This window comes from Streptomyces ficellus (assembly GCF_030406405.1).
In the GTDB taxonomy this organism is placed as follows: Bacteria; Actinomycetota; Actinomycetes; order Streptomycetales; family Streptomycetaceae; genus Streptomyces; species Streptomyces ficellus_B.
Window position 1 is genome coordinate 66,797 of record NZ_JAUEPL010000017.1, and the last position, 15,021, is coordinate 81,817.

Annotated in this window: 18 protein-coding genes and 1 pseudogene; 5 read left to right on the plus strand and 14 right to left on the minus strand. The window is 70.4% G+C overall.

Annotation, left to right across the window (positions count from 1 at the left end):
• Positions 1–154: 154 nt before the first annotated feature.
• Genes QWM81_RS13875 through QWM81_RS13885 form a run of 3 tightly spaced genes read right to left on the minus strand, consistent with a single transcriptional unit; the run spans position 155 to position 1,099 of the window.
• Positions 155–451, minus strand: coding sequence for a DUF4235 domain-containing protein (locus QWM81_RS13875; RefSeq protein WP_290112181.1), 297 nt, complete (start codon positions 449–451; stop codon positions 155–157).
• A gap of 4 nt (positions 452–455) precedes the next feature.
• On the minus strand, positions 456–713 hold the full coding sequence (locus QWM81_RS13880; RefSeq protein WP_290112182.1) for a DUF3618 domain-containing protein: 258 nt from the start codon (positions 711–713) through the stop codon (positions 456–458).
• Positions 710–1,099 (minus strand): phage holin family protein, encoded by a 390-nt coding sequence (locus QWM81_RS13885; RefSeq protein WP_290112183.1) that lies wholly within the window; start codon positions 1,097–1,099, stop codon positions 710–712. Before QWM81_RS13885 ends, QWM81_RS13880 begins: the two co-directional genes overlap by 4 nt.
• Positions 1,100–1,261: 162 nt before the next feature.
• Here QWM81_RS13885 and QWM81_RS13890 point away from each other — a divergent pair.
• Positions 1,262–1,438 (plus strand): annotated as a pseudogene (locus QWM81_RS13890) (4-hydroxy-tetrahydrodipicolinate synthase); the annotation flags it as partial.
• Here QWM81_RS13890 and QWM81_RS13895 read toward each other — a convergent pair.
• Both QWM81_RS13895 and dapD read right to left on the minus strand, forming a co-directional pair.
• Positions 1,414–1,620, minus strand: coding sequence for a hypothetical protein (locus tag QWM81_RS13895; RefSeq protein WP_290112184.1), 207 nt, complete (start codon positions 1,618–1,620; stop codon positions 1,414–1,416). The pseudogene QWM81_RS13890 and the gene QWM81_RS13895 overlap by 25 nt on opposite strands.
• A gap of 91 nt (positions 1,621–1,711) precedes the next feature.
• Entirely contained in the window at positions 1,712–2,695 is a 984-nt protein-coding gene (gene dapD / locus QWM81_RS13900; protein WP_290112185.1) for a 2,3,4,5-tetrahydropyridine-2,6-dicarboxylate N-succinyltransferase, read from the minus strand.
• Positions 2,696–2,884: 189 nt separating this feature from the next.
• On the opposite strand from dapD, the gene QWM81_RS13905 reads away from it, so the two are divergent.
• Entirely contained in the window at positions 2,885–4,030 is a 1,146-nt protein-coding gene (locus tag QWM81_RS13905; RefSeq protein WP_290112186.1) for a DUF7847 domain-containing protein, read from the plus strand.
• Between the two features lie 87 nt (positions 4,031–4,117).
• On the opposite strand, the gene QWM81_RS13910 is transcribed toward QWM81_RS13905, so the two are convergent.
• From QWM81_RS13910 to QWM81_RS13945, 8 genes are all read right to left on the minus strand, one after another.
• Positions 4,118–4,456, minus strand: coding sequence for a metal-sulfur cluster assembly factor (locus QWM81_RS13910; protein WP_290112187.1), 339 nt, complete (start codon positions 4,454–4,456; stop codon positions 4,118–4,120).
• A complete protein-coding gene (gene sufU, locus QWM81_RS13915) occupies positions 4,453–4,917 on the minus strand; it encodes a Fe-S cluster assembly sulfur transfer protein SufU (RefSeq protein ID WP_290112188.1) in 465 nt (154 codons plus the stop codon). Before sufU ends, QWM81_RS13910 begins: the two co-directional genes overlap by 4 nt.
• Positions 4,918–4,931: 14 nt before the next feature.
• A complete protein-coding gene (locus QWM81_RS13920; protein ID WP_290112189.1) occupies positions 4,932–6,188 on the minus strand; it encodes a cysteine desulfurase in 1,257 nt (418 codons plus the stop codon).
• A complete protein-coding gene (sufC, locus tag QWM81_RS13925) occupies positions 6,185–6,976 on the minus strand; it encodes a Fe-S cluster assembly ATPase SufC (RefSeq protein WP_290112190.1) in 792 nt (263 codons plus the stop codon). Before sufC ends, QWM81_RS13920 begins: the two co-directional genes overlap by 4 nt.
• A 7-nt stretch (positions 6,977–6,983) precedes the next feature.
• Positions 6,984–7,301: a bifunctional 3-phenylpropionate/cinnamic acid dioxygenase ferredoxin subunit gene (locus QWM81_RS13930; RefSeq protein WP_290112191.1), complete on the minus strand. Its 318-nt coding sequence runs from the start codon at positions 7,299–7,301 to the stop codon at positions 6,984–6,986.
• On the minus strand, positions 7,301–8,482 hold the full coding sequence (gene sufD / locus QWM81_RS13935) for a Fe-S cluster assembly protein SufD (RefSeq protein WP_290112192.1): 1,182 nt from the start codon (positions 8,480–8,482) through the stop codon (positions 7,301–7,303). The genes QWM81_RS13930 and sufD overlap by 1 nt, the downstream gene beginning before the upstream one ends.
• Before the next feature lie 138 nt (positions 8,483–8,620).
• Positions 8,621–10,036, minus strand: a complete 1,416-nt coding sequence (gene sufB, locus QWM81_RS13940) for a Fe-S cluster assembly protein SufB (protein ID WP_064073101.1) — start codon at positions 10,034–10,036, stop codon at positions 8,621–8,623.
• A complete protein-coding gene (locus tag QWM81_RS13945) occupies positions 10,033–10,767 on the minus strand; it encodes a helix-turn-helix transcriptional regulator (protein WP_290112193.1) in 735 nt (244 codons plus the stop codon). Before QWM81_RS13945 ends, sufB begins: the two co-directional genes overlap by 4 nt.
• Positions 10,768–11,062: 295 nt before the next feature.
• Here QWM81_RS13945 and QWM81_RS13950 point away from each other — a divergent pair, with 295 nt between their 5' ends.
• The 3 genes from QWM81_RS13950 to QWM81_RS13960 all read left to right on the plus strand — a co-directional run bounded on the left by QWM81_RS13950 (position 11,063) and on the right by QWM81_RS13960 (position 13,870).
• The gene (locus QWM81_RS13950; RefSeq protein WP_290112194.1) at positions 11,063–11,989 is read left to right on the plus strand and encodes an ABC transporter ATP-binding protein; all 927 of its coding nucleotides are present in this window, start codon (positions 11,063–11,065) and stop codon (positions 11,987–11,989) included.
• Between the two features lie 88 nt (positions 11,990–12,077).
• Complete coding sequence (locus tag QWM81_RS13955) at positions 12,078–12,845, plus strand: ABC transporter permease (RefSeq protein WP_290112195.1); 768 nt, start codon at positions 12,078–12,080, stop codon at positions 12,843–12,845.
• A gap of 23 nt (positions 12,846–12,868) precedes the next feature.
• The gene (locus tag QWM81_RS13960; protein ID WP_290112196.1) at positions 12,869–13,870 is read left to right on the plus strand and encodes a COX15/CtaA family protein; all 1,002 of its coding nucleotides are present in this window, start codon (positions 12,869–12,871) and stop codon (positions 13,868–13,870) included.
• Here the strand turns inward: QWM81_RS13960 and QWM81_RS13965 are convergent.
• Positions 13,867–14,946 carry an amidohydrolase family protein gene (locus tag QWM81_RS13965; RefSeq protein ID WP_290112197.1) on the minus strand — a complete coding sequence of 360 codons (1,080 nt, stop codon included), beginning with the start codon at positions 14,944–14,946 and terminating at the stop codon, positions 13,867–13,869. The two genes, QWM81_RS13960 and QWM81_RS13965, sit on opposite strands and share 4 nt — an antisense overlap.
• Positions 14,947–15,021: the final 75 nt, after the last annotated feature.

A 15,021-nucleotide genomic window follows, 5' to 3' on the forward strand; every position in this document is an offset into this window, starting at 1 on the left:
GATCCTCAGCGCGGGCGCGTAGCGCTTGACGCCGCCACCATTGCTGCCGGGGTGCGGGTGGGGGCCGGGTCGTCTGAAGCGCCTCGAAGACCCGGCCCACCCAGGCCCGCTGCCGGCCGGCGTCCGGCTCGGCGGACTTTCGTCGTCCGGCCGTTCAGCCCGGCCAGGTGCCCGTCAGGCGGCGGATGCCCACGGCGCCGCCGCGGTCCACCGCGGCCTTGACCACGGCGAAGATCGCGCCCTGTATGGCCGCCGCGAGCAGGATCTCCTTCCACTCGCGCTCCTCGTCCATGGCGTCCGGCGCGTCACCGCTGCCGATCGCCGCCCACGCGCGCGAGAACGCGGCGCTCGCCACTGCGCCACTGAGCATGCCGAGGGCCAGGCCGACCGGCCGGTACAGCAGTTTCTGCTTCTTCCGCTTCTTCTTGCTCGTGTTCTTCGGAGCCGTCACTCCGTCACCCCCACTTTCCGGTACGCCGCAGCTGCCAGAGCACCACGCCCGCGACGATCACCGCGGCGGCGGCCGCGAGCACCGGGCCCGGGTGGCGGCGTACGGGCTCCGGGGTCTTGTCGTGTACGAGGTGGACGGCGCGTGACTTCACGTCGGCCTTCGCCATGAGCTGCTCGATCGTGTCGCCGAGCTCCTGCCGTTTCCGGGCCGCCTCGCGGCGGAGCTCATCAGGTCCCGGTGTCTGCGGCGTCTCCCGTGTCATCGGTGGACCCTCTCCTTGATCTCGTGGACGTCCGATCGCACGCCGTCGATCGCCCGCTCGGGCTTCGCCGGCACCGCGCGTTTCAGCTGCGCGCGGCCCAGGAGGGCCAGTACCCCGGCCACCACCAGGAACAGCGCGGTCGCGATCAGAACCGCGGCCCAGACGTCGAGCGCCAGGTCCAGCAGCGCCGCCACGGTCGCCCACACCCCGATCAGCCCTACATAACCGACAGCGGCGGCGGCTCCCAGCATCCCGCCACCCTTGCCCGCGCGTTTGCCCTTCTGCACCATCTCGGCCTGCGCGGTGCGCATCTCGGTCTTCACCAGGTCGGAGAGCTGTTCCGACGCCTGCTTCACCAGCTCGCCGACCGACGGTTCTCCGGCCACAGCACATCGCCTCCCATCTCGTACGGGAAGCTCCGGGTACCCGCCCGTAGCGCTCCGGAACCCTCTTATTGTTCAGCAACGCTCACTCAGCGCCACAAGCAGAACTAAGTAGACCTACGCCCGCGGCGCACCACACTGCACGCGCATCGAGCCGGAGACGGTGCTGCGGCTGGCCGGGCACCCGCGAGTACGGTCGCCAATGTGGCGCCCCGCCGGCTGCGGGCGGTGCTGGACGCGGGCCCGGTCCGGGAACCGCTGCAGCCCGCCGACCGGGATGCGGTCGACGGGCTGCGAGCGGCGTACGAGGAACTGGTTCAGGAGCCGACGACCTCGTTGTGACCGAGGAGGGCGACGTGCTCCAGCACGTCCTCCATGGGGTCGTCGATCTGGCCGATCGACACCAGCGTCACCTGGTGCCCGCTGTCCGAGCGGGCGTGGGCCTCGTCGGCGTGGGCCACGCCGGACGAGAACGTGGCCGCCAGCGCCAGTACACCTGGAACGATGAGCCTGCGGGTGTTCATATGAGCCGTCCCTCGCCTTGCCGATTGATGTGATCTACGCCGACCTGCTTATCCACCCGACTGGCGGAAAGGTTACGCACGATCACACGAATCAGTTGTGGCTGTGGAGGATGTCGTTGAGGCCGCCCCACACCGCGTTGTTCGGGCGCGCCTCGACGGTGCCGGTGACCGAGTTGCGGCGGAAGAGAATGTTCGACGCGCCGGACAGCTCACGGGCCTTGACGATCTGGCCGTCGGGCATCGTGACGCGCGTACCGGCGGTGATGTAGAGGCCGGCCTCGACGACGCACTCGTCGCCGAGCGCGATGCCGACGCCCGCCTCGGCGCCGATCAGGCAGCGCTCGCCGACGGAGATGATGACGTTGCCGCCGCCGGAGAGGGTGCCCATCGTGGAGGCGCCGCCGCCGATGTCGGACCCGTCACCGATGACGACACCCGCGGAGATGCGGCCCTCGACCATCGAGGTGCCGAGCGTGCCGGCGTTGAAGTTCACGAAGCCCTCGTGCATGACGGTGGTGCCGGCGGCGAGGTGCGCGCCGAGCCGCACGCGGTCGGCGTCCGCGATCCGTACGCCCTTGGGCGCGACGTAGTCCGTCATGCGCGGGAACTTGTCGATCGAGGTCACCTGGAGGTGCAGGCCCTCGGCGCGGGCGTTCAGCCGGACCTTCTCGATGTCGTCGACGGCCACGGGCCCGAGGCTCGTCCACGCGACGTTGGCGAGCAGCCCGAAGATCCCGTCGAGGTTCTGCCCGTGCGGCTTGACCAGCCGGTGGCTGAGCAGGTGCAGGCGCAGGTAGGCGTCGTGCGCGTCGAGCGGCTTGTCGTCGAGGGAGGCGATGACCGTGCGTACGGCGACGACCTCGACGCCCCGGCGGGCATCGACGCCGATGGCCTTGGCGGCGCCTTCGCCGACCAGGTTCGCGGCCTGGTCGGCGGTGAGGCGCTCGGTCCCGGCGGGGCCCGGCTCGGCGGTGAGCTCGGGGGCCGGGAACCAGGTGTCGAGAACGGTGCCGTCGCCGGCGATGGTGGCAAGGCCGGCGGCGACGGCGCCGGTGGTACGAGGTGCAGAAGTCATGCCTGAAACCTAACCGCCCGCCCCCACGCCGGGCGAACCGGTCTCAGGTGCCGGGCGCCGGAGGCCGGCGAGGTACGGCGTCGGCGTGGGTACGGCGTCGGTGTGGGTACGGGCGTACACCTCCCGGCCGATAGCGTGTGCACGTCAGGGGGAACATCCACACCGAGGTACACGGAAGTACGAGGACGCATGACGCAACACATGGGGTGGGAACAGCCGGCGCCGCCACCGCCGGGCATGTACGGCTGGTCGCCGTCCCCGCCGCCGCCCAAACCGGGGGTGATCCCGCTGGCGCCGCTGAGCGTCGGTGACATCATCGGCGGCGCCGTCGCCACCATCGGCCGCTACGGGAAGCAGCTCCTCGGCATCGCGGCCGCCGTCTACGCGGTGGCGGCGCTCTTCTTCGGCGGGGTACTCGCCCTGGCGTACGTGTCCTTCAAGGACAGCGTCCACGGCATGCTCGACCGGCCCGGCGAGGACTGGTCCGGCGAAGCCTTGTCCGGGGACGACTGGAGCCGCGGCGTCGACTGGCTGATGCCCCTGATCCTGGCCTTCGTCGGCGTCTACCTCTTCGGCACCCTCGTCCTCCAGATCGCCAACGCCGTGGTCTACGCGAGCTGCCCGGCCGTCCTCCAGGACGCTGTCCTGGGGCGTCCCACGACCATGGGAACCGTCTGGCGCCGCGCGTGGGCGCGCGTCGGCTCGGTCATCGGCAGTCTGCTGCTCCTCACACTGATCGCGGCGGTCCCCACCCTGTTGATGGTGATGTCCTTCATCGCCCTGTTCGCCTGGATCATGACGCTGGCGCTCGACGGTCCCGGCGGGCCGGGATGGCTGCTGCTGCTCGCCGTCCTTGGCCTGTTGGCCACCGGTCCGGTGGCCATCTGGCTCTGGGTGCGGTTCACCTTCGCACCGGCCGTCGCCGTGTTCGAGGGCAAGGGCACCTTCGCCGCCCTGGCACGCTCGGCCGAGCTGGTGCGCGGCAGCTGGTGGCGGATCTTCGGCATCTCGCTGCTCGCCGCTCTGATCGTCGGGATGGCGAACTACCTGCTTCAGCTGCCGTTCTCGTTCGTGGGCCCGTTCGTCTCAGGAGGATCGGGCGATGGCGAGCCGAACAGCGAGACCATCGCGGTGATCGTCACCATCGCGGCGTTCGCCGTGGTGGCCCAGATGATCGGGCAGATCATCGCGGCCGTGTTCTCCCAGCTCGTCACGGGCCTGCTGTACGTGGACCAGCGCATCCGCAAGGAGAACCTGGCCGTGTCACTCGCCGAGGCGGCGGCGGTGACGCCGACGGACCCGCCCGTCACCCCGTACACCCCGCAGACCCCGTAAAGGGCTCCGCATGAGAAACGGCCATGCCCTCCCCCTGCTCGAAAGCTTGGGGAGGGCATGGCCGTCGCCGCCGATCGCCGAGCGACCTCAGACGTTGAAGCCGAGCGCGCGCAGTTGCTCGCGGCCGTCGTCGGTGATCTTGTCCGGGCCCCACGGCGGCATCCAGACCCAGTTGATCTTCAGCTCGCTGACGATGCCGTCCGTCGCGGCCTTCGCCTGGTCCTCGATCACATCGGTCAGCGGGCATGCCGCCGACGTCAGCGTCATGTCCAGGGTCGCGACGTTCGAGTCGTCGATGTGGATGCCGTAGATGAGGCCGAGGTTGACGACGTCGATACCGAGCTCGGGGTCCACGACGTCATACAGCGCCTCGCGGACCTCCTCCTCGGACGCCGGCTTCATCTGGGCCGTCTCGTTCTCGCTCATGCCGTCTTCCTCTCCGCGCCCTCACCCATCGCCTGGGCCGTCGCGTCCTTCCAGGCCATCCAGCTCAGCAGGGCGCACTTCACCCGGGCCGGGTACTTCGAGACACCAGCGAACGCGACCGCGTCCTCCAGCACCTCCTCCATCGCGTCGTCGGGCTCGATCCTGCCCTTGGACTGCATCAGTTCCAGGAAGGTGCCCTGGATCTTCTGCGCCTCGGCGAGTTCCTTGCCGACCAGGAGTTCATTCAGCACGGAGGCGGATGCCTGGCTGATCGAGCAGCCCTGGCCCTCGTACGACACGTCCGCGATCCGCGTTCCGTCGTACTTCACGCGCAGGGTGATCTCGTCGCCGCACGTCGGGTTGACGTGGTGCACCTCGGCGTCACCGTCCCGCAAGCCCCGCCCGTGCGGGTGCTTGTAGTGGTCCAGGATGACGTCCTGGTACATCGAATCCAGCTTCACGCGTCGTCAGCCCCTCATCCGAAGAAGTTACGGACGTGCTCCAGCCCCTCGACCAGGGCGTCGACCTCGGCGGGCGTGGAGTACAGATAGAACGACGCCCGCGTGGTCGCAGGAATTCCGTACCGGAGGCAGACCGGCCGCGCGCAGTGGTGGCCGACCCGGACCGCGATGCCCTGCTCGTCGAGGACCTGGCCCACGTCGTGCGGGTGGATGTCGCCGAGTACGAAGGAGATCGCCGCCCCGCGGTCCTCGGCCGTCACCGGGCCGATGATCCGCAGGTCCGGAACCTCCTGGAGGCGGCGGACCGCGTACTCGGTGATCGCGTGCTCGTGGCGCGCGATGTTCTCCATGCCGATCGAGGACAGGTAGTCCACGGCCGCGCCGAGGCCGACGGCCTGCGCGATCGGGGGCGTGCCCGCCTCGAACTTGTGCGGGGCCGGGGCGTACGTCGAGGAGTTCATCGACACGGTCTCGATCATCTCGCCGCCGCCGAGGAACGGCGGGAGGTCCTCCAGCAGCTCCTGGCGGCCCCACAGCACGCCGATGCCGGTCGGGCCGCACATCTTGTGGCCGGTGAAGGCCACGAAGTCGGCCTGGAGGGCCTGCACGTCCAGCACCATGTGCGGGGCGGCCTGCGACGCGTCGATCAGCACCAGCGCGCCGACCTCCTGGGCGCGGCGCACTATCGCCTCGACCGGGTTGAGCGTGCCGAGGATGTTGGAGACCAGCACAAAGGAGACGATCTTCGTCTTCTCGGTGATGACCTCCTCGATGTTCGACAGGTCGAGACGGCCGTCGTCGGTCAGGCCGAACCACTTCAGCTTCGCGCCGGTGCGCTGCGACAGCAGCTGCCACGGAACGATGTTGGAGTGGTGCTCCATCTCGGTGATGACGATCTCGGTGTCGCGGTCGACCCGGTAGGGCTCGTCGGCCCAGCCCAGCATGTTGGCGACGAGGTTGAGCGACTCCGAGGCGTTCTTGGTGAAGATCACCTCGTCGCGGCTCGGCGCGTTGATGAAGGCCGCGACCTTGTCGCGGGCGCCCTCGTACAGCGCCGTGGCCTCCTCGGCCAGCACATGCACGCCGCGGTGCACATTGGCGTTGTGCTGTTCGTAGTACTCACTGAGCACGTCGATGACCTGGCGCGGCGTCTGCGAGGTCGCCGCGTTGTCCAGGTACACGAGCCTCTTGCCGTCGTGGAGTACGCGGTCGAGGATCGGGAAGTCCTTGCGGATCGCCTCGGTGTCGAGGAGGCCCGGCAGCTGCGTCACGCGACGTCCTCCTCTGAGTTCGCTCCGCTCACGGGGCCGCCCTTGGTGTAGGACTCGTAGCCCTCGTTCTCCAGCTTGTCGGCGAGCTCGGGGCCGCCCGACTCGACAATGCGGCCGGCGGAGAAGACGTGGACGTGGTCCGGCTTGATGTAGCGCAGGATGCGCGTGTAGTGCGTGATCAGCATGGTGCCGACCTCGCCGGACTCGCGGACGCGGTTGACGCCCTCGGAGACGATGCGCAGCGCGTCGACGTCCAGGCCGGAGTCGGTCTCGTCCAGGATCGCGATCTTCGGCTTGAGGAGCTCCAGCTGGAGGATCTCGTGGCGCTTCTTCTCACCGCCGGAGAAGCCCTCGTTGACGTTGCGCTCGGCGAAGGACGGGTCCATGTTGAGGCGCTCCATGGCCTCCTTGACCTCCTTCACCCAGGTACGCAGCTTGGGGGCCTCGCCGCGGATGGCGGTGGCGGAGGTGCGCAGGAAGTTGCTCACCGAGACACCGGGGACCTCGACCGGGTACTGCATGGCGAGGAACAGGCCGGCGCGGGCGCGCTCGTCGACGGACATCGCGAGGACGTCCTCGCCGTCGAGGGTGACGGTGCCGCTGGTGATCGTGTACTTGGGGTGACCGGCCAGCGAGTACGCGAGGGTCGACTTGCCGGAGCCGTTGGGGCCCATGATGGCGTGGGTCTCGCCCTGCTTCACGGTCAGGTCGACGCCCTTGAGGATCTCCTTCGTGGCGTTGTCGGCCTCGACGGAGACGTGCAGGTCGCGGATTTCAAGCGTTGCCATGGGTGACTCAGGACTCCTGGGTGACGGAGACGAGCACATCGTCCCCTTCGATCTTGACGGGGTATACGGGGACGGGGCGCGTCGCGGGAAGGCCGGACGGCTTGCCGGTACGGAGGTCGAAGGCCGACCCGTGCAGCCAGCACTCGATCTGGCAGTCCTCCACCTCGCCCTCCGAGAGTGAGACGTTCGCGTGCGAGCAGATGTCGTGGATCGCGAACACCTCGCCCTCGGTGTGGACGATGGAGATGGGCGTGCCGTCGATGTCCACCCGCTTCGGGGTGTCCTCCTCCAGCTCGCTCAGCCCACAGGCTCGGACGAAGGGCATCAGAGCGACGCCTCCAGCTCGGCCTCGATCTTGGTGATGAGGCGCTCCTCGACGTCCGGCAGACCGATCTGCTGGACGAGCTCGGCGAAGAAGCCACGGACGACCAGGCGGCGGGCCTCGATCTCCGGGATACCGCGAGCCATCAGGTAGAAGAGCTGCTCGTCGTCGAAGCGGCCGGTGGCGGAGGCGTGACCGGCGCCGGCGATCTCGCCGGTCTCGATCTCCAGGTTGGGTACGGAGTCGACGCGGGCGCCGTCCGTGAGCACCAGGTTGCGGTTCATCTCGTACGTGTCGGTGCCCTCGGCCGCGGCGCGGATGAGGACGTCACCGATCCACACGGCGTGCGCGCCGTCGCCCTGGAGCGCGCCCTTGTAGGCGACGTTCGACTTGCAGTGCGGGGCGTTGTGGTCGACGAAGAGCCGGTGCTCCTGGTGCTGGCCCTGCTCGGTGAAGTACAGGCCGAACAGCTCGGCCTCGCCGCCGGTGGCGGCGTACGTCACGCGCGGGTGCAGGCGGACCAGGTCACCGCCGAAGGTGACGACGACCGACTTGAAGTGGGCGTCCCGGCCGATCAGCGCGTTGTGCTGGCCCACGTGGACCGCGCTGTCGTCCCAGTCCTGGATGGACACGACGGTGAGCTTGGCGCCGTCGCCGAGGAGGTAGTCGACGTTGGCGGCGAGCACCGCGTCACCGGTGTGGTCGATGACCACGACCGCCTCGGCGAACGCGCCGAGCTCGATCACCTGGTGGCCGAAGGCGGTGCCGCCCTGGCCGTGCACGGAGATGCGGACCGGCTCGGTGAGCACGGTCTCCTTGGGCACGGTGACGACCGAGGCCTTCTCGAACGCGGAGTACGCCTGGGCGGCGATCCGGTCCACCGGGGTGCCGGCCTTGCCGAGCCGCTCGTCGTCGCGGCCGACGGTCTCGACGGTGACGCCCTCGGGCGCCTCCACCTCGACGCGTACACCGTCGCCGGTGGCGACCGCGGTGCCGTCGTGCAGCCCACGCAAGCGCTCCAGCGGCGTGAACCGCCACTCCTCCTCACGGCCGTGCGGGACGGGGAAGTCCGCGACGTCGAAGGACGGAGGGGCGCTCATGCGCGTGGCGACGGTGGACTCGGCGGCCACCGCGATGGAGCCGGCGGTGGTGGAGCCCGCCGGGAGATTCTGGGCCTCAGCCATGGCTGTCGGTCTGCTCGCTTTCTGCGTTCGGTGCGTTCGCTGCCCGCGGGGCGGCCCCGGCCGTGGCCGGGACGCCTGCGGGCGGCTCACTGGGCTCACCGGGTGAGCCCGGGGACGTGATCGATTCGGCGGGGCGCGCTAGCCGACCGCGCCTTCCATCTGCAGCTCGATCAGCCGGTTGAGCTCCAGCGCGTACTCCATCGGCAGCTCCTTGGCGATCGGCTCGACGAAGCCGCGCACGATCATCGCCATCGCCTCGTCCTCGGAGAGGCCGCGGCTCATCAGGTAGAAGAGCTGGTCCTCGGAGACCTTGGAGACCGTCGCCTCGTGACCCATGGACACGTCGTCCTCGCGGACGTCCACGTACGGGTAGGTGTCCGACCGCGAGATGGTGTCCACCAGCAGCGCGTCGCACAGCACGTTGGACTTGGAGCCCGGGGCGCCCTCGCCGATCTCGATGAGACCGCGGTAGGAGGTGCGGCCGCCGCCTCGCGCCACCGACTTGGAGACGATGTTCGAGGAGGTGTTCGGGGCCATGTGGACCATCTTGGCGCCGGCGTCCTGGTGCTGGCCCTCGCCCGCGAAGGCGATGGACAGGGTCTCGCCCTTGGCGTGCTCGCCCATCAGGTAGACGGCCGGGTACTTCATCGTCACCTTGGAGCCGATGTTGCCGTCGACCCACTCCATGGTCGCGCCCTCGTAGGCCACGGCGCGCTTGGTGACCAGGTTGTAGACGTTGTTCGACCAGTTCTGGATCGTCGTGTAGCGGCAGCGGGCGCCCTTCTTCACGATGATCTCGACCACCGCGGAGTGGAGGGAGTCCGACGAGTAGATCGGGGCGGTGCAGCCCTCGACGTAGTGGACGTAGGCGTCCTCGTCGACGATGATCAGCGTCCGCTCGAACTGGCCCATGTTCTCCGTGTTGATCCGGAAGTAGGCCTGGAGCGGGATCTCGACGTGCACGCCCTTCGGGACGTAGATGAACGAGCCGCCGGACCACACCGCGGTGTTCAGCGACGCGAACTTGTTGTCGCCGACCGGGATGACCGTGCCGAAGTACTCCTGGAAGAGCTCCGGGTGCTCCTTGAGCGCGGTGTCGGTGTCCAGGAAGATGACGCCCTGCTCCTCCAGGTCCTCGCGGATCTGGTGGTAGACGACCTCGGACTCGTACTGCGCGGCGACACCGGCGACGAGGCGCTGCTTCTCCGCCTCGGGGATGCCGAGCTTGTCGTACGTGTTCTTGATGTCCTCGGGCAGGTCCTCCCAGGAGGCGGCCTGCTTCTCCGTGGAGCGGACGAAGTACTTGATGTTGTCGAAGTCGATGCCCGACAGGTCGGAGCCCCAGTTCGGCATGGGCTTCTTGTCGAAGAGGCGCAGACCCTTGAGGCGGAGCTTCAGCATCCACTCGGGCTCGTTCTTCTTCGCGGAGATGTCGCGGACGACGTCCTCGGAGAGACCGCGCTTGGCGGCGGCACCGGCGGCGTCCGGGTCGGCCCAGCCGTACTCGTACCGACCCAGGCCCTCGAGCTCGGGGTGGCTGATCTCGGTGGTCATGCGGGGTTCCTCCCGGCCGTGCTTGCGGATGCTGATGATGTGGTGTGCGGGATGTACGTCGTGCAGACACCGTCGCCATGGGCGATGGTCGCCAGTCTTTGCACGTGGGTGCCGAGCAGGCGGCCGAAGATCTCCGTCTCCGCCTCGCACAGCTGCGGGTACCGCTCGGCGACGTGGGCGACCGGGCAGTGGTGCTGGCACAACTGCTGTCCGACCGGCGCGTTGCGCGCCGTCGCAGCGTACCCGTCCGCGCTCAGCGCCTTGGCGAGCGCCTCGGCGCGGTCCTCCGGCGCCGCCGCCTCGACCGCCTCGCGGTACGCCTCCGCCTGGGTCTCGATCCGGTCGCGGGCGAAGGCCGCGACGGCGGCTTCCCCCGCGGCACCGCCGCCGGCGGTCCGCTCGATCCAGCGCAAAGCGTCGACGGCGAGCGAGTCGTACGACTGGTCGAAGGCGTCCCGGCCGCAGTCCGTCAGGGCGAACACCTTGGCCGGGCGGCCACGGGTGCGCGCGCCGTAGACACGCTGCTCGCGCGGGGCGACGACGTCATCGGCGACCAGCGCGTCGAGGTGCCGGCGAACGGCGGCCTGAGTGAGGCCGAGCCGCTTGGCGAGCTCGGCCACGGTGGACGGGCCGTGATCCAGGATGGACCGCGCGACCCGGTTGCGCGTGGAGCGCTCCCCGGTCGCGAGTTCCTCCGCTGGAGCCGCGGGAGCCTCACCGACGTTTTTCACAACGCCATTGTTGCGTAATTCCTCAGACCCTGACAAGCGAGGTCCGCGCGGGCGGACGGTGCCGTACATCACTAAGGGAAACCTAACCTGACCTGCGGAAACGATCAGGGTCACGGTCGGGTGCGACCCGCCGCTCCCCCGCCTGACCTGCCCGTTTTGCCCGATCACCGCCTTGGGTGCCGTCCCACCGGGCGCCTCCCGAGGAGCCCCGCCGCGGCCCGTTCCGCCCCTTCCACGAACCTCGGGTGCCACCCGCCGAACGGGGTGCCCCGCGCCGCTCTCTAGACTTCCGACCATGCGATACGAGTCCGTCGTGCAGGTCCGGGGCCTGGTCAAGCGGTACGGGACCAAGACCGCCGTGGACGGCCTCGACCTCGACGTCCGGGCAGGCACCGTCACCGCCGTCCTGGGGCCCAACGGGGCCGGCAAGACCACCACCATCGAGACGTGCGAGGGCTACCGCCGCCCCGACGCCGGCACCGTCCGCGTCCTCGGCCTCGACCCGGCCGCCGACGCCGCCGCCCTGCGGCCCCGCATCGGCGTGATGCTCCAGTCCGGCGGCGTCTACTCCGGCGCCCGCGCCGACGAGATGCTCCGCCACATGGCGAAACTGCACGCCCACCCACTGGACGTGGACGAGCTGATCGAGCGCCTCGGTCTCGGGTCCTGCGGCCGGACGACCTACCGGCGCCTCTCGGGCGGCCAGCAGCAGCGCCTCGCCCTCGCCATGGCCGTCGTGGGCCGCCCCGAGCTGGTCTTCCTGGACGAGCCGACCGCCGGCCTCGACCCGCAGGCCCGCCGCTCCACCTGGCAGCTGATCCGCGAGCTGCGCGCCGACGGCGTCACGGCCGTGCTGACCACCCACTTCATGGACGAGGCCGAGCAGCTCGCCGACGACGTCGCGATCATCGACGCGGGCCGGGTCGTCGCCCAGGGCAGCCCCGAGCAACTGTGCCGGGGCGGCGCGGAGAACACCCTGCGCTTCACCGGCCGCCCGGGGCTCGACCTCGGCTCGCTGCTGAAGGCCCTCCCGGACGGCACGGCGGCCGCCGAGCTCACGCCGGGCGCGTACCGCATCAGCGGCACGGTCGACCCGCAGCTTCTCGCCACGGTCACCACGTGGTGCGCGCAGCACGGGGTGATGCCCGAGAGCATCGCGGTCGAGCGGCACACCCTCGAAGACGTCTTTCTCGAGCTCACGGGCAAGGAGCTGCGTTCATGACACGGCGTCACACCGGGAATCGCCGGGGGCCCGGGGGCCGTCCCCCGGGCAAGCACCGCCTGGAGCTCACGGGCGAGGAGCCGCGCTCATGAGCGCCGGTACGTACACCCCGAAGCCGGGCGCGGCGCCGGTCGGGCGCATGATCGTCGCGCAGGCCGCGTTCGAGACCAGGATGCTGCTGCGCAACGGCGAGCAGCTGCTGCTCACGGTCGTCATCCCGTCGCTCCTGCTCGTCCTGTTCTCGACGGTCGGCATCGTCGACACCGGCAGTCGCAAGGCCGTCGACTTCCTGGCCCCCGGCGTCCTCGCCCTCGCCGTGATGTCCACGGCGTTCACCGGGCAGGCCATCGCGACCGGCTTCGAGCGGCGGTACGGGGTCCTCAAGCGCCTCGGCGCCTCCCCGCTGCCGCGCTGGGCGCTGATGACGGCCAAGACCGCCTCGGTCCTGGTCACCGAGGTTCTCCAGATCACGCTCCTTACGGTGATCGCCCTGGCGCTCGGCTGGTCCCCGCAGGGCAATCCCCTCTCCGTACTCCTGCTCCTCCTTCTCGGGACGGCGGCCTTCTCCGGGCTCGGTCTGCTGATGGCCGGCACGCTGCGGGCTGAGGCGACGCTGGCCGCCGCGAACCTGATGTTCCTGCTGCTGCTGGTGGGCGGCGGGGTGGTCGTGCCGCTGGAGAAGTTCCCGGGCGCGGCGCGCGCGGTGCTGGAGCTGCTGCCGATCTCGGCGCTGTCGGACGGGCTGCGGGACGTGCTCCAGGGCGGGGCGTCGATGCCGTGGGGCGCGGCCGGGATCCTGGCGGTGTGGGCGGTGCTCGGGCTGGGCGCGGCGGCACGTTTCTTCCGCTGGGAGTGACGGGGAGGGGCCCTCGTGAACGGATGCACAAGCGGGCGCCTACGATAGTGGCCGTGTTGACCCCCCTCGCCTCTATCGCCCAGCGCTGGACACCCTCCCCCACGACGGTCCGGCGCGCCGCGCTCTCCGCCGTCGTGATGAGCGTCGTCATCATCGTCACGGGCGGCGCCGTCCGGCTCACCGGTTCCGGGCTCGGCTGCGACACCTGGCCCAAGTGCACGGACGACAGTCTCTTCGCCACGCCCGAGCAGGGCATCCACGGTGCGATCGAGTTCGGCAACCGCATGCTGACATACGTCCTGTCGGCGGCGGTCGGCTGGGCGATCATCGCGGCCCGCTCCACCAAGCCGTGGCGGCGCGGGCTGACCCGGCTCGGCTGGGCGCAGTTCTGGGTCGTGATGAGCAACGCGGTCATCGGCGGCATCACGGTGTGGACGGGCCTCAACCCCTGGACCGTCGCCGGGCATTTCCTCGCCGCGAACGCCTTGCTCACGGTCACCGTGATCACCTGGGTGCGCGCCGGCGAGGGCGACGGCCCGGCGCGCCCGCGCGTGCCGGGGCCGGTGCGCAGGCTGGGCTGGACGCTGGTGGTCGTCGCCGGGCTGCTGGTGGCGGCCGGTACAACGGTGACCGGTTCGGGCAAGCACGCCGGCGACAGCAGCGACGTACCGCGCATGCCGTTCGACTACACCTCGGTCGCCCAGATCCACGCGCTGTTCGCCTGGGCGGTGTGCGCCCTGGCGCTGGCCATGTTCTTCGTGCTGCGCGTGGTGGACGCCCCGGACGACACCCGGGCGCGCGCCCGTGACCTGCTGCTGGTGCTGCTGGCACAGGGCGGGATCGGGTACGTGCAGTACTTCACCGGTGTGCCGGAGATCCTGGTCGGCCTGCACATGCTCGGCTCGTCCCTGATGTGGATCGCGGTGCTGCGCCTGGCGCTGAGCCTGCGCGAGCGGCCCCACGCGGCGCCGAGCGCCGGGATTCCCGCGCAAGCGCCGGACGCGGCACTGAGCCCGACCGCCTAACCCAGCCCGTACACCCGCCGGGCGTTGCCCGCCGCGATCATGTCGGCGACGCGCTGCGCGTCCGTACGGGACCAGGCGCCGTCGCAGACCCAGTCGGCCAGCACCCGGGTCAGCGCCTCGCGGAACACCCGCGCCCCCACGACGTGCAGCTCGGGCAGCCCCCGCCCGCCGCTGGAGAACAGCAGCTTGCCGAACGGCGCCAGTTCAAGCGTCTCGGCCAGCACCGCGGCCGCCCTCGCGCCCGTCTGCGCGAGCGCGGGTCCCAGATCGGCGTACACGTGCGGGAACACGCTCGTCAGGTGCGCGGCATGCCGGTGGTACGGGTAGCCGTGCAGCAGCACCAGATCCGTACCGAGCCCGGCCGTGGCCGCCGCGAAGTCGGCGAGTATCGCGGGGTCGTCCATGCCCACGTGCAGTTGGAGCGGCCGCCCGGACGACACCGCGATCCACAGCAGGTGCCGCAGCAGTACGGGGTCGGTGAGCGCCCCGCCGACCTGCCGCCCGGCCAGCCAGCGCCCGGCCGCGCCCCGCACCTCACCCGGCCCGGGCGGCTCGGGCGCCAGGGTGAGCCCATGGCGTACCGCGGCGACGGACGTGAAGGCGACGGCGGAGACGGCCGCTCCGTGGACGGCCTCGGCGAGGTTGGCGAGGAGCGCGTCGACGGTGCCGGAGGTGTCCGCGACCTGCTCGGCCAGCAGTTCGAGGCGGACGATCTCGTGGGCCTCGGCACCGCCCGCCGCGGCGATCTCGACCGGGCCCGTGACGTCGCCGGGCAGCCCGGTGTCCACCAGGTAGGTGGCGATCCCGGTGGCCCGCAGCAGCCGGCGGCCCGATTCCAGGACGCCCAGTTCGCGGCGGCGGGCCAGGTAGCGGGCGGGCGGGCAGTGAGGTTCCAGGCCCAGGATCGGCGGGCACCAGCGCCGTACCGCGAAGCCGGTCTGGGTGTCGAAGAAGGTGGTGCCGGGCGCGGGTGGCCCGGCGGCCCGGCCGAGCAGGGCCTCGAAGGTGCCCAGGCCCAGCTCCGTGCGGAGCACCCCGTGACAGTACTGGTCCACCAGCGTCGGGGTGTCGATCATTGCGGGGGCTCCCTGCGATGGATGAACCTTCACAGGTCCTAACGGGTGAGCCCCACCCAAGGTGTTGCCTCCGGC